Source organism: Pseudoduganella lutea (assembly GCF_004209755.1).
GTDB classification, from domain to species: domain Bacteria; phylum Pseudomonadota; class Gammaproteobacteria; order Burkholderiales; family Burkholderiaceae_D; genus Rugamonas; species Rugamonas lutea.
The window spans coordinates 713,115-726,330 of the sequence record NZ_CP035913.1; the positions used below are offsets into that span (position 1 = coordinate 713,115).

At 64.3% G+C, this 13,216-nt stretch carries 11 protein-coding genes; 7 read left to right on the forward strand and 4 right to left on the reverse strand.

What is annotated here, in order from left to right; all coding sequences use genetic code 11:
- Positions 1-101 precede the first annotated feature (101 nt).
- Both EWM63_RS02950 and EWM63_RS02955 read left to right on the forward strand, forming a co-directional pair.
- Entirely contained in the window at positions 102-1,418 is a 1,317-nt protein-coding gene (locus tag EWM63_RS02950; protein ID WP_130185205.1) for a M16 family metallopeptidase, read from the forward strand.
- Positions 1,418-2,818, forward strand: coding sequence for a M16 family metallopeptidase (locus EWM63_RS02955; RefSeq protein WP_130185206.1), 1,401 nt, complete (start codon positions 1,418-1,420; stop codon positions 2,816-2,818). The genes EWM63_RS02950 and EWM63_RS02955 overlap by 1 nt, the downstream gene beginning before the upstream one ends.
- Positions 2,819-3,484: 666 nt before the next feature.
- On the opposite strand, the gene EWM63_RS02965 is transcribed toward EWM63_RS02955, so the two are convergent.
- The 3 genes from EWM63_RS02965 to EWM63_RS02975 form a co-directional block, all read right to left on the reverse strand.
- On the reverse strand, positions 3,485-6,343 hold the full coding sequence (locus tag EWM63_RS02965) for a glycosyl hydrolase 115 family protein (RefSeq protein WP_130185208.1): 2,859 nt from the start codon (positions 6,341-6,343) through the stop codon (positions 3,485-3,487).
- A 337-nt stretch (positions 6,344-6,680) separates the two neighbouring features.
- On the reverse strand, positions 6,681-7,394 hold the full coding sequence (locus EWM63_RS02970) for an anti-sigma factor family protein (protein WP_130185209.1): 714 nt from the start codon (positions 7,392-7,394) through the stop codon (positions 6,681-6,683).
- A 1-nt stretch (position 7,395) separates the two neighbouring features.
- The gene (locus tag EWM63_RS02975) at positions 7,396-7,875 is read right to left on the reverse strand and encodes an RNA polymerase sigma factor (RefSeq protein WP_229487698.1); all 480 of its coding nucleotides are present in this window, start codon (positions 7,873-7,875) and stop codon (positions 7,396-7,398) included.
- Positions 7,876-7,963: 88 nt separating this feature from the next.
- Here EWM63_RS02975 and EWM63_RS02980 point away from each other — a divergent pair, with 88 nt between their 5' ends.
- The 3 genes from EWM63_RS02980 (at position 7,964) to EWM63_RS02990 (ending at position 10,956) form a co-directional block, all read left to right on the forward strand.
- Positions 7,964-9,217, forward strand: coding sequence for a S8 family serine peptidase (locus tag EWM63_RS02980; RefSeq protein ID WP_229487699.1), 1,254 nt, complete (start codon positions 7,964-7,966; stop codon positions 9,215-9,217).
- Positions 9,218-9,314: 97 nt separating this feature from the next.
- Entirely contained in the window at positions 9,315-10,268 is a 954-nt protein-coding gene (locus EWM63_RS02985; protein ID WP_165390738.1) for an IS1595 family transposase, read from the forward strand.
- 169 nt (positions 10,269-10,437) lie between these two features.
- Positions 10,438-10,956: a hypothetical protein gene (locus EWM63_RS02990; RefSeq protein WP_130185210.1), complete on the forward strand. Its 519-nt coding sequence runs from the start codon at positions 10,438-10,440 to the stop codon at positions 10,954-10,956.
- A gap of 211 nt (positions 10,957-11,167) precedes the next feature.
- Here the strand turns inward: EWM63_RS02990 and EWM63_RS02995 are convergent, their stop codons facing one another.
- On the reverse strand, positions 11,168-12,175 hold the full coding sequence (locus EWM63_RS02995; RefSeq protein WP_130185211.1) for a serine hydrolase domain-containing protein: 1,008 nt from the start codon (positions 12,173-12,175) through the stop codon (positions 11,168-11,170).
- Positions 12,176-12,275: 100 nt separating this feature from the next.
- Between EWM63_RS02995 and EWM63_RS03000 the strand changes: the two genes are divergently transcribed.
- Together EWM63_RS03000 and EWM63_RS03005 are read left to right on the forward strand one after the other, a co-directional pair.
- Complete coding sequence (locus EWM63_RS03000; protein WP_130185212.1) at positions 12,276-12,833, forward strand: GNAT family N-acetyltransferase; 558 nt, start codon at positions 12,276-12,278, stop codon at positions 12,831-12,833.
- Positions 12,830-13,171 (forward strand): YciI family protein, encoded by a 342-nt coding sequence (locus EWM63_RS03005; RefSeq protein ID WP_165390739.1) that lies wholly within the window; start codon positions 12,830-12,832, stop codon positions 13,169-13,171. Before EWM63_RS03000 ends, EWM63_RS03005 begins: the two co-directional genes overlap by 4 nt.
- Positions 13,172-13,216 lie beyond the last annotated feature (45 nt).

Genomic DNA, 13,216 nt, shown 5'->3' on the forward strand with positions numbered 1-13,216 from the left:
CGCTTTCCATCGTGCTTTCCAGTGGTTGAGGGTCCTACACATTCTAACGGCAATGCCGTATGCTTGCGCATCATCAATTTCACCATTGAAAGGGCGCCCCCATGAAGTGGAAACTTGCCGCCTTCGTGGCCGGCAGCATGCTTGCCGCCTCGGCCCAGGCCGCGTTTACGTCCGACCAGGTGCAGTCGTTCACGCTCGCCAACGGCATGAAGTTCATCGTCCTGGAAAGCAGCACGATCCCCAACGCGAACATGTACACGTTCTGGAAGGTCGGCTCGCGCAACGAGGCGCCCGGCACCACCGGCCTGTCGCACTTCTTCGAACACATGATGTTCAATGGTTCGAAGAACTACGGGCCGAAGATGTTCGACCGCACCATGGAAGCGAACGGCGGCAGCAACAACGCCTACACGAGCAGCGACGTGACCGTGTACCAGGACTGGTTTCCCGCCACTTCCCTTGAAACGATCTTCAAGCTGGAGAGCGACCGCATCGCCCACCTGACGATCGATCCGAAGATGGTCGAGAGCGAACGCGGCGTGGTGCTGTCCGAACGCAGCACGGGCCTGGAAAACTCGAACATCCGCATGCTGATGGAAGACCTGAACAGCGTGGCCTACTCGGCCCACCCGTATTCGTGGCCCGTGATCGGCTTCGAGTCGGACATCAAGGCCTGGACGCAGCAAGACCTCGTCAACTACTTCCGCACCTACTATGCGCCCGGCAACGCGGTGGCCGTGATCGTTGGCGACGTGAAGGCCGACCGCGTGAAAACGCTGGCCACGAAGTACTTCGGCGCGATCCCGAAACGGGCGGCGCCGCCGGCCGTGAAGACGGTGGAACCGGAGCAGAAAGGCGAGCGGCGCCTGTTCGTCGCCAAGCCTTCGGCCACGTCGGCCAACCTGATGGTGGCATACAAGGCGCCCCGCGCGGACAGCCCCGATTACTACGCGCTGAACGTGCTGCAAGGCGTGCTCACCGAAGGCAAGACATCGCGCCTGTACAAGGCGCTCGTGGAAAAGCAGCTGGCGACCTCCGTCGGCACCGACGCCACCGATGGCTTCGATCCGGGCCTGCTGTACGTGTTCGCCGTGGCCGCGAACGGCGTCGACGGCGCGAAGGTGGAAAAGGCGCTGCTCGACGAAATCGACAACGTGGTGAAGAACGGCATCACCGAGCAGGAGCTGCAGGCCGTGAAGAACAAGAAGCTGGTCAACCTGTACCGCGCGCAGGAAACCATCAACGGCAAGGCGCAGCAACTGGGCAACTACGAAACCTTCTTCGGCGACTGGCGCAAGCTGTTCGCAGCGCCGGCCGAATTCGAAAAGCTGACCACCGCCGACATCCAGGCCGTGGCCGCCCGCTACCTGAAAAAGCAGCAGCGCACCATCGGCGTGCTGGCCGCGAAGGAGGAATAATGAAGAAACTGGTATTCACCACCGCCCTGGCCGGCGCCGCCGCGGCGCATGGGGCTGCGCAAGGGGCTGAATTCAAGCTGCCGCAGTTCGAGACGACAAAGCTGTCCAATGGCCTGACCGTGATGCTGATGGAGCGCCACGAAGTGCCGCTGATCGCCGTGCGGGCCGTCGTCAAGGCTGGCGCCGTGAACGACGGCACGCAGGCCGGCCTGGCCAACCTGACCGGCGACGCGATCCTGCTGGGCAGCGAAAAGCACGCCAAGGCCGCCATCGACGAGGCATTCGACTTTCGCGGCGCGCAGCTCGCCGGCGGCAGCGCCACCGAGCAGACCACCGTGCAGGCGAACTTCGCGAAGAACGACGCGGCGGCCTTGCTGCCGCTGTTCGCCGAGATCGTGCAGCAGCCCAGCTTCGAAGCGGCCGAACTGGACAAGCTGAAGAACCGCAAGGTCAGCGGCCTGAAACAGGCCAAGGAAAGCCCGCGCCAGGTCGCCGGCACGTATTACCGCAGCATGCTGTACGGCGACGCGCCCTACGCCAGCCCCGCGGGCGGCACGGTGAACAGCCTGGCCGCGCTCAAGCGCGCCGACGTGCAGGGCTTCCATGGCCGCTACTTCAGGCCGGACAATGCCGCCATCATCGTCGTCGGCGATTTCGACCCGGCCGCGATGCGCCGGCAGATCGAAACGCTGTTCGGCCAATGGACGGCCGACGGCCCGGCGCCGCAGCGTGCCGACTACGGCAAGCCGCTGGCGGCCAAGCCGCGCGTGTGGCTCGTCGACAAGCCCGATGCGATCGAGACCACGTTCGTCATCGGCGGCCCCGGCATCGCCCGCAACGATCCGGACTACGTGCCATTGCAGGTGCTGAACACGGTGCTGGGCGGGCGCTTCACGTCGTGGCTGAACGACGAGCTGCGCGTGAACTCGGGGCTTACATACGGCGCCAACAGCGCCTTCTCCCCGCTGGCGCAATCGGGCACCTTCGCGGTGTCCAGTTTCACCGCCTCGGCCAAGACGGAAGCGGCGCTCGACCTGGCGCTGAAGACGTACAACCGGCTGTGGGAAAAAGGGATCGACAAGGCCACGCTTGATTCGGCGAAAGCCTACGTGAAAGGCCAGTTCCCGCCCCGCTTCGAGACAAGCGAGCAGCTGGCCAGCCTGCTGGGCGACATGTATGCGCTGGGCGTGGACCGCGCCCAGATCGACAACTTCATGCGCGACGTGGACGGGCTGACGCCGGCGAAGGCGAAGCAGCTGGTCGACCGGCACTTCCCGCGCCAGAACCTGCAGATGGTGTTGGTCGGCAAGGCCGACGATATCCGCAAGGTGGCGGCCAAGTATGGCGAGGTGACGGAACTGGAGATCAGTGCGGATGGCTTCAGGCCTGGCAGGAAGTGAATCTGGCTGGTCTCGAGAACCAGGCCGGGTGATGCCGGAATAGGGAGGCATCTGAAGGTCTGGTTTCGGGCCAGAAGCGGCCGTTAGCCTCGAACAATTTGCAGGGAGGTATGGTGTTATTTGTGGTGGAAAAGAAGGCTCCCAAGCAAGATCCGACTACGGCTCAGGTAATCGCTGCGATCACGAAGTTGCGGTCTTATGGACCGTCATCTTTTGCATCACTCACCGATGCGCACGGGAATTACCTGCAGGTGGCCGGAGGAGGGTTAACCTGTCTGCTCGAAAGGCGAACTGCGGCAGGTGCGCAGCACTTCCGGGCATATCTAGAAAAGCCAAGCGGCATACATCCGGACGGTACCACCCTTGCCTTCAGCGGTGGCCAAGTAAAGCTTCGAGCCGACGAGTGGATATCCGCTCCGCTTGTCATTGACGCTTTTACCGCATTCTTGCAAGGTCACGAGCTTCCTCAGACTATACGCTGGCGAGACATCACAACCTTACTCGGCAGCTGAAGGTCCGCTTCGGGGCGAAAGCAGTCGGCCGAGACAGGCTGCTTCCGCTGTGCGCGGACCGCTTCGCCAATACGACACCATCGTCGAACTGGCGAGCTGATCGCACGCCGAAAGCAATTCTGCTTCGAGACTGGCAGCGGCTCGGCGACTCGGATCACTCCCGGGAACGGACGATCCGCGGGCTTTCCGGCGGTCCCAGGTAACTTGGCTGCAATCCTCCTGCATCGATGACGAGCCGCTGCAAGACGAGCTCGGGGTCCAGCGCCCAGAACTTCACCGTGTGCTTCCCGGGCTGGTCGACCTCCAGCGTGGTGGCGAACTTCGCCACGCCGTCCGATACGATCCGGCGCCAGTAGTCTTCTGACTGGTCGGCGTGCACGTTCACCTCCTGTGGCGGACCATCGTCGATCGACACCGCGTAGCGGAAGCCATTGCCGGGCTGGAACTGCAGCGTCGGCGACAGTACCGCATGCAGTTGCACCTTGCCTGCGCTGAAAAGATGCACGTCGTACTCGAGGCGCATGCCATCCTGTACGGTCAGGGCTGGTGCGGCACCGGGCATCGTCGTCACGCCGGACAGCGTGCGGCCGTAGCCGGGAATGGTCTGCCACCGCCGGCCCGCCGGCGCCAGGGCGCGGCTGTAATGTTCGGCCTCGATCGCGATCACGCCGCGCGTTTCGACGTGGCCTTCTACGGTATCGGTACGCGCATGCACCGGCACCCTGACGACAACCCTGGCCTTGTCCGGGCCGTGTACGGTGAGCTCCGCCTCCGTCACGCCGGCCGGCACCGCATCCCAGTCGACATCGACGGCGATACGCCGCTCCTTGCTAACGCGGCCGGCCGGGTGGCTGATCTTCAGCCACGGCTGGCTGGCGGTGACCGTGTAGTCGAACGGTGCGCTGCTCCGGTTGAACAGGTTGATATGGCGAGGCTGGCGTTCGTACCGGTCGAGCGCCGGCAGGACCAGCTGGCGGAGCGGGAAGACAGGCCAGGCGACGGGATTGCCATCGACAGCCACGCCCATCTGGTCCGAAGGGTGGATGCCGTTCGGCGCCGCCAATTGGCCCGGCTCGGGAATGCGCAGTTCGGAAACGGCCGGCATCACATCGCGATACGGCTGGTCCCAGTTCGTGTAGCCGAAACGGGTCTGCGACATCATGTGATTCCACTTGCCGCCGCTGATCCCTTGCTGGTACTGGCGTGCCAGTTCCGCATCGTGCTGGAACAGCTGGCGCACCCGCGCCGCCATGTCGTTCGTGCTGACCCGCCCCTGGCGCGCGTAGAGCTGGTTGCGGCCGGCTGACACGTAAAGGTCCACCGCGTTCGCGGAGGCCCGCACCGGGTATTCCACAAGCTGGAAGTAGGCGTCCCGCATGGCCTTGGGCAGTGTCTTGCCGATGCGTTGCGCCTCTTCCGACAAGGCGGTGTAGTCCGCGACCATGCGTTCTGCCTCGTCGTAGTTCACTAGGCTGTAGGTATCCGGCGCCAGCTGTTCGGGCCGGCGGCGGGCGTTGTTGCGCGTGTATTGGTCGACGATGTCGGCGATCCGGTGCGCGTGCCGCTCACCGAATTCCCGGGCTGCCCACTGGCGGAGGTAATCGGGAAGGCGTTCGGCGGGCCAGGCCGCAGGATCCCATGCATACGCAAGAAAGAATTCGGTCGGCACTTCCATTGGCTTCAGGTCGCCCACGTTGACGATCCACATCCTGTTGGCACCGTATTCGTTGGCCAGGTTCATCTGCTCCCAGACCTTGCCTATCTGGGTGACGTTCAGCCACTTGTAGGAGCGGGGCACGCCAACGTAATCGAAGTGGTAATACACGCCGGCACCGCCGCGCCGCTTGCGCTCCTCGGGCGTCGGCAGGCGGCGGATATTGCCCCAGTTGTCGTCGCACCAGAGCAGCAGCATGTCGTCCGGCACGCGCATGCCCTTCTCATAGTAGTCCTGTACTTCCTTGTACAGGGCCCACAACTGGGGAACCGTTTCCGGCTCGCGCTGCCATTCATTGCGGATCAGCTCGCGCTGGTCCGAGACGATGCGTTCGAGCAGCCCCACGTTCGCGCTTTCGGACATCGGCTCATCCCCGTCGCCACGCATGGCCATCGTGATGACGCTTTCGTAGTTCTTCGTATTGCGCAAGCCACCGGCCCAGAACTTGCGCAGCGTGTCGCCATTGCGCTGGTAGTCCCAGGGACCTTTGCCATAACGGTGCCACTCCTGCTGGGCGCGCATCATCGGCTCGTGGTGCGAGGTACCCATGACGATGCCCATCATGTCCGCCAGCTCGCCATTGCCCTTGTCGTCGTCATAGAACGACGAGTACCACATTGCCGGCCACAGGTAATTGGCCCGCATGCGCAGCATCAGTTCGAACAGCTTCTCGTAGAACTGCCGGTTGAAGCCGCCGAAGCGCTCCTTTGCCCAGTTGGTCAGCGCAGGCGCCTCGTCGTTCAGGAAAATGCCGCGGTATTGCACGGCGGGTTTTTCGGTCACGCGTGTGGCGAGCGGAACGGTCAGCGAAGCGTGGCGAGGGATCGGCACGTCGGCCCACCAGTGCCACGGCGATACGCCGATCTGTTCCGACAGCGTATAGAGGCCATATATCGTGCCGCGTTTGTCGCTGCCCGCAATCACCAGTGCACGCTTCACGCCCGGCATCGGATCGACGACAGCCTGGATCAGGAAACCTTCCCACTGTCCGGAAAGATGCGCCGCATCGATTTTCCCCTCCTTTGCCAGCTGATCGATCACAGGGTGCCGGCCCAGCGTGCCGGCGATGATGATGTCGCCGGCCATGGTCACGGTCTCCGTGCGCCAGGCGGGCGTGGCGCCGCTGACCTTGCCGATATCTCTCTGCAAGTCGCGTGCCGCCCGCAGCACGCCGGGAAAATCGCCGCGCGATACCAGCAGCGGGGCTGCGCGTCCTGTCTTGGCAACGATCATGCCATCGCGCCCGTCCAGTTGCACGAAGCGTCCGGTGCCGAGCGCATTGGCCGGTGCCACCGCCATCAGGCAGATCAGGGCCGCGAGGATCCGGGTTATCTGGATACGATTGAAAAATCGCCACCGTTTCAAGGCGAAAACAGTCGCAAGGCTGCTCGAGCGCGAGCTCATCCATTTGGTCACAGTGTCTCCTTCGTGAGGCTTGATATCCGCTACCATCGCGTATCATTTTTTGTTAGCGCAAACAAGATAGCTCGCGATGGTAGCGGTGTCAAACTTCGCAATGCAGTACGGTCATCGAAGCACCGGAATTGCGCGGACCTGACAATCACGGTACTGAATCCCCATAGGCCAACAGCCGGCCTGGAAACAAGCGCGGGGCCGCCTGCCGCGTGACCTGCCTTTACCGTGCCCAGCGCTGGTCACGCGCCGCGCGTTCACCTTGCGCATCGAGTGCATCGCCGGCGATGCGCTCATCGATCGCATCGAGTACCGCCTGCGGCATCTGCGCGCTCGCCTGGCGGTATTGCTGGTCGCGCGCCGCCGGGGTTTCCGTGAGCACGGCAATGCGCCAATCACCGGTATCCCGGCATGCCAGGCCGGCCGTTCGCTGGACCGTGAAACTGCGGCAGTAGGCGCCTTCCGTCGAGACGAAGCTGACCCCGATGCGCACGCCATCCGACGATTCGGCAGCCAGTTGGTTCGACAGCGCGCTGGCAAGCGTTCCCCGGGCGGTCGCGCCACCGCCCTGTTCCAGCACTACTTGGCTGGCGTCGTCACGCAGCACCTGCCACCCGGCGCCGCCCGCGAACACCCCGATCGCCAGCGAAGCGGCTAATGCGCCCCACTCCGGCCATGACCAGCGGCGCCGCTGTGCCCGCTCGCGCACGGCCGACATGGGCACGACGTTGTCAGCCCGGGGCCGCAGGCGTGCCGGCACCGGCTCGTCCAGAACGCCCGCGAAGGCGTCGAAGACGTCCCGCCGCAATGCCTTGTGGCGGGCCACGGCCTGGGCGATCGACGGGTCGGTTTGCATTGCCTGTTCAATGGCTTCGCGCTGCGGCGCATCGAGTTCGTTGTCCGCATACGCCATCAATAGTTCATCCGAGATCTTCATTTCATGTCCCTGCCAGCAAGCCCTGTAACGCCTCGCGTGCGCGCGCCAGGCGGCTCGTCAATGTTCCCATCGGTACACCAAGCACCTCGGCCGCCTCTTTATATGGCAGGCCCTCGACCAGTACCAGTGCGATCACCATGCGGTGGTCTTCCGACAGCATGCTCATGGCTTTTTCCACCGCGAGCTTTCGCTGATGCGCCTCGGCCGAGTCATCGCCGACGTGCTCGCCCGCCTCCTCCGGCGCGAACAGGTCGTCGCGCCGGATCCGGCTGCGCGCCTCGTCGATCCACGCATTCTTCATGATGCGAAATATCCAGCTGTCGAGCCGCGTGCCGGCCTGGAACTGGTCCTGGCGCACCAGCGCGCGTTCCGCCGCGACCTGTACCAGATCGTCGGCGTCCTCGCGATTGAACGTCAGCGCGCGCGCAAAACGGCGCATGCGGGGCAGCAGGTCGGCAATGTCGGCATTCAGTTTCATCATCTGTCATTGGCAGAACGACGGCGGCGGGGATTTTATTCCATTCCCCGGACGTTTTACATGCAATGCCGACCGATACTATCATTGCGCCATGATCCCGCCACGCTACCTCTGCACGCTGCTCCTTTGCCTTTGCAGCACCGCCAATGCCCAGCTGCGCCTGCCATCGCTGCAGGTGCCACAGCCGCTCAACACGGATCTGCTGCGTGGCCCTGTCGAACGCCTCGTCGACACGCGGGTCCTGGCCGACGTGCGTGGGCTGCGCCGGGAACTCGTCGACAGTCTGCTGCGCCGCCACCCGGACATCGTGGAAGCCGATCCGCGCGGCGAGCCCGCGGTGCGGGGCGAAATCCTCGCCTGGTCGCCTTCGGCCGAAGGATTGACGGCGGCGCGAACCCTCGGGCTGGCGGTGGTGCGGGAAGAACGATCCGACGAGCTCGGCCTGCATATCGTCGTGCTGAGGGCGCCGCAAGGTGCCGCCACGGCCCGTCTGCTCGAGGCCCTGCGCATGGCCGATCCGGCTGGCACGTATGACTTCAACCATTTGTACACGGGCTCGGGCAACGCGACCGGCATCCCGGCCGGCAGTGGGCCGGCCGCCGTCGTGGGCCTGGTCGACAGTGGCGTGGATGCAGGCCACGCCGTGTTCGACGATGCCGATATCCGCCGGGACGGGTGTGGCGGCACGGCGCAACCCCATGCGCATGGTACCGCCGTCGCCGCCCTGCTGGTCGGCCGTGCGGACGGTTTCAAGGGCGTGGCGCCGGAAGCGACGCTGTTTGCCTATGACGTCTATTGCGACAGTCCCACGGGTGGTTCCGCGCTGGAGATCGGCGCCGCCCTCGCCTGGATGGCAAAGAGGAACGTGGGTGTCGTCAATGTGAGCCTCGTCGGCCCATCGAATGAAGCGTTGCGCCGGACCGTGGCAGCCATGGTCGCACGGGGGCATCTGCTGGTCGCGGCCGTCGGCAACGATGGCCCGGCCGCGCCTCCGCTCTATCCGGCCAGCTACCCGGGCGTCGTGGGCGTGACCGGTGTGGACCGCCGTGGACGCCCGTTGCCCGAAGCAGCGCGCGGACCGCAGGTCATGTTCGCCGCGCCAGGCAGCCAGATGATCAGCGCATCGCCCGGGTCCCCGCCGTTCCGGCAAGTGCGCGGCACGTCGTATGCCGCCCCGATCGTCGCGGCGCTGCTGGCAACCCGCCTGCCGCATCCGGACCCGGTCCGCGCGCAGGCAGCCGTCACCGCGCTGGCACAGGAGGCTGTGGCGGGCGCGGACCGCAATGCCGTCGGCAACGGCGTCGTTGGCGCGGCGTTGCGAAACGATCCTTCCGCGATGCGTTGAATTTTTTTGGCGCTGTACGCGTAAAGCTGGGGAACTTCCCTGTGGAATCACGGTCAGATCTTCTGTTGAGATACTTCATGTATACGCGGAGGGTGCGATGGGCGCAGCGGAGTTCCACGTGGTGTTCAAGGCGCTGGCGCAGCTCCAGCTTTCCGACGATGAGATCGCCCTTCTGCAAGGCTTCCTTGCGAACGTCGTGCAACCCGGTCAGTGCCTGCGCCTGATCGAAGAGGCTGCCGGCAAGCGGCCTTGTCCCAGATGCGGCGGCACGCGTTGCCACCGCAGCGGTCACGCCAACGGCCTGCAACGCTATCGTTGCATTGCCTGCCGGCGCAGTTTCAATGCGCTGACCGGCACCCCGCTGGCCCGCCTGCGCCTGCGCGACAAATGGTTGCCTTACTTCCTATGCCTGATCGAGTCGCGCACGGTGCGCAAGGCCGCCGAGCGGGTGGACGTGGCGAAATCCACCAGCTTCCGGTGGCGCCACCGCTTTGTTGCCGCCGTGCGCCGAGAGCTTCGGCCGACACTCTCCGGCATCGTCGAAGCCGACGAAACGTATCACCTCGAATCACAAAAAGGTTCGCGGCACCTGGATCGGCGGCCCCGCAAGCGTGGCGGCAAGGCATCCAAGCGCGGGATCAGCAAGGAGTTCGACTGCATCCTGGTGGCGCGTGACCGCACGCGGCAGACCTGTGAATTCGTCACCGGCCGCGGCGCGGTCAGCGCCAGCCAATTGTCCGAACACCTGAAGCCCGTGCTGGCGCTAGACATCCTGTTGATCAGCGATGCCGCCAGGGCGTATGCCACATTCGCCAGGCAGGCTGGCATCACGCACGAGGCAGTGAACGTCAAGGCAGGCATTCGAACGCGCGGCGCCATCCACCTCCAGGGTGTGAATGCCTGGCACAGCCGCTTCAAGGCCTGGCTGCGGCATTTCAACGGTGTGGCCAGCCGCTACCTGGCCAATTACACGGGCTGGCAGCGCGTGCTCGATACGGCGGCGTGGCCGACACCGGCGCAATGGCTGCGTGTTGCGGTTGCGTCTGGCTGATGGCGGTACCCGCGACAAGGGGGCTCGTAGAAAGTTCCACGGCTCGAAGCAATGACCACTTTACGCGAACAGCGCCATTTTTTTCAATCGCATGGAATAAACCGCCGGGCAGCATCGTTTTCACTGTGAAGGCAGCGGAAAGGCCGCGCCACGAAACAGGAGAACAACCATGCAAGCCAAACAAATCGTCTTTATCGCCTCCCTCGCCATCGCTGCTTCGGCCAATGCCCAACTGCTGGGCGGTGGCGGCGCACTGGGTGGCTCGCTCGGTGGCGCCCTTGGCGGGAGCGGATCGATCACCCGCATGGGTGGCATGGACAATGCCATGCGCGCACCGATGCAACCGGCGCGCCCGGTCACCGCCATGGAAACCGCCCCGGCGCGCACGCCTTCCGGATCGAGCGCCAGCGGCCAGGCAGCCGGCAGCGGCACGATCAACCTGGATGCGGCCGGCAACGCATCGGCCGCACGCTCCGCTGCCGCCGGCCTGGCGCAATCGGCGCAATCGGCGGCAGGCACACAGGCCGCGGCGACGCGGACCTACGTCGAGACGTCCGCCGCCAACGGCGCGGGCGCCGCCCGCGATGCGGCGACTACGGCGCGCGGCGTGGCCAGTACCGCTGCGCAGCGTGCGGCGACGCTGCAAATCCAGGCCGGCGGTGACGCCAGCGGTTCGATCACCCATTGAAACGCGAAGGCGCTCTCTGCGCACCTGCACGGGCCGGCGGTGCATGCTCGATACCGCGGCGTGGGCGACACCGGCGCAATGGTGGATATTGCGGTAGCGCCTGGCCAGGCGCGGTGCTGACCCGCCTGCCCGCCATGCCGGATTCAAGACCAGGGTCGAGCAGAGCGTTCGGCATCGTCATGCAGTCTGGCGACTGATCTGGCTGCCGTCGCTACTGCAGTGCGGCAGCGAGTATCCGATCCATATCGGGTGCGGCCTCCTCGCAATTGGCCAGATGGATGATCGACGTGCGGGTGTGCGGGAGCCTGACAATCAAGGTGCCGAATCCCCACAGACCGCCGCTGTGGAACACAACGTCCTGGCCGCACCGTTGCGTCAGCTCCAGGCCGAAGCGATAGTCGGGCACGGTGCCGTCCACGAACGGCGATGGCTGCAGCATTGCATGCAGCAGGCTCGAACTGTCGGCCCACTGGCGGTGCCACGCCATCTCCCACCGCAACAGCTCGGCGATGCTGCCATAGATGCCGCCATCGCCGACCGTGTTGGCATTGCCCAGGTGCTGTTTGTAGCCGAAGGGGCGAGCCGGGTCCGCTTCGTAACTGGACACGCGATGTTCGATCACATTGGACCGGTCGTCATCAAAGGTCAGGCGATGGATGCCAAGCGGCTCGAACAACATCTTTTTGGCGTAATCCGCAAGCGACATCCCGGCAAGCCGTTCAACCAGTGCGGCAAGCAGGATGTAGTTGCTGTTGCTGTAGCGGTATTCGGTCTGTGCCGGGCACTCGACCGTATCCATGCAGGCAATGATTCCCAGGATCGTGTCGTTGTTGAAGTAGTCAGCTTCATGGCGCCCCAGCTGGCATTGCAGGAACTGGAAATAGTCCGGGATTCCGCTGCTATGATTCAACAAACTGCGCAAGGGGAATGCCTGTTCGAATTTCGCCAGCTCGGGCAGATAAGGACAGACGTCGTCGTCGAGGCCCACAACGCCTTCACGCACCAGGGTCATGACACAGGCCGCCGTGAATTGCTTGGATTCCGACGCCAGATAGTATGCCGAGTCGCGCGACAATGGCACTTTCAGTTCAAGTGAAGCCAGCCCATGATGGCGTTCGAACACGGTTTCGGTATCACGCATGACCGCGACACTGAAACCTGGACCGTGCGCCGGCAAGCGCGCTTCCAGCTGTCTGTAATACTCCCAAAGTGCTTGCACGGGGCCTCGACTTTTTTGCATGAGAAAGCCGGGATTGTAAGCGCCCTGGGCGCACGTGTATCGACGAATACTCGCCGACGACCGCTGTAAAGGGGCTTCGATGGATGGCGCTTCCCGGGAACGCGCCAGCGCCGAACGTCGTCAGCGTTCAACAGGCTCGCATGAGGATGGCATCGCCATGGATAAACCGTACCTTCACTTGCGCAAGGACTTGCTGGCGCCGCAGCAGGCACCGCGATTTCCTGCTGGTATCCAGCCCGTGTCCTTCAGTGTGGCGGAACACGCATCCGCCGCGCGGGATTTGCTGGCACTGGCTTACCGTTCCGGTGGCGGGCATGTCGAGGTGTTCGAGCAATGGTGGCCAACAGTAGCCAGCGATCCGGAATACGACCCGGCCACCATCTTCACCGCTGTGGACGCGGCAGGCCGGTTGGCCGGCATCGCCTTGTGCTGGAGCGTCCCTTTCGTCAAGGACCTTGCCGTGGCACCGACATGGCAAGGGCAAGGCCTTGGCAAAGCAATGCTGCGACAAGCCTTTGTCTTTTTCCACCAGCGCAACGCGCCATCCATCGACCTGAAGGTGCATGTCGACAATCCCGCCGTACGGCTATACCATCGACTTGGCATGCATGCTGTGCAGCTCGAGGAGCGGTCATGACAAAGTTTCTGATTTCCTTCCCTGCGGAGGCGATGAATGTTCCCGCCGAGGAGATGGCTGCCGTGGGCGAGGCGGCGCGTGAAGTGATCCGCGAAGCAAAAGCCGCCGGCGTCTACGTGTTCGGTGGCGGAATCAATGCCGACGTCGCCCCGGTGATGGTTGCCGGCGATGGCAGCTGTACCACCGCGACATATCGCCAGACCAGGGAGCTGGATGGGGGTTTTTGTGTGCTCGAGCTTCCATCCAGGGCGGTTGCCGTGCAATGGGCGGCCAGGATTGCGGCGGCTTGCCGCTGCGCGCAAGAGCTTCGCGAGTTCGGCTACGATCCGGAAAGCTGACCCGGAGCCCATCGCGATCTTGCGCAGGCACCCGGGTCAGGGAGG

Bases quoted from the DNA above. Each gene is read 5' to 3' on its own strand.
- EWM63_RS02950 (WP_130185205.1), top strand. From the start codon at position 102: ATGAAGTGGAAACTTGCCGCCTTCGTGGCCGGCAGCATGCTTGCCGCC.
- EWM63_RS02955 (WP_130185206.1), top strand. From the start codon at position 1,418: ATGAAGAAACTGGTATTCACCACCGCCCTGGCCGGCGCCGCCGCGGCG.
- EWM63_RS02965 (WP_130185208.1), bottom strand. From the start codon at position 6,343: ATGGCGGTGGCACCGGCCAATGCGCTCGGCACCGGACGCTTCGTGCAA.
- EWM63_RS02970 (WP_130185209.1), bottom strand. From the start codon at position 7,394: ATGAAGATCTCGGATGAACTATTGATGGCGTATGCGGACAACGAACTC.
- EWM63_RS02975 (WP_229487698.1), bottom strand. From the start codon at position 7,875: ATGATGAAACTGAATGCCGACATTGCCGACCTGCTGCCCCGCATGCGC.
- EWM63_RS02980 (WP_229487699.1), top strand. From the start codon at position 7,964: ATGATCCCGCCACGCTACCTCTGCACGCTGCTCCTTTGCCTTTGCAGC.
- EWM63_RS02985 (WP_165390738.1), top strand. From the start codon at position 9,315: ATGGGCGCAGCGGAGTTCCACGTGGTGTTCAAGGCGCTGGCGCAGCTC.
- EWM63_RS02990 (WP_130185210.1), top strand. From the start codon at position 10,438: ATGCAAGCCAAACAAATCGTCTTTATCGCCTCCCTCGCCATCGCTGCT.
- EWM63_RS03000 (WP_130185212.1), top strand. From the start codon at position 12,276: ATGGATGGCGCTTCCCGGGAACGCGCCAGCGCCGAACGTCGTCAGCGT.
- EWM63_RS03005 (WP_165390739.1), top strand. From the start codon at position 12,830: ATGACAAAGTTTCTGATTTCCTTCCCTGCGGAGGCGATGAATGTTCCC.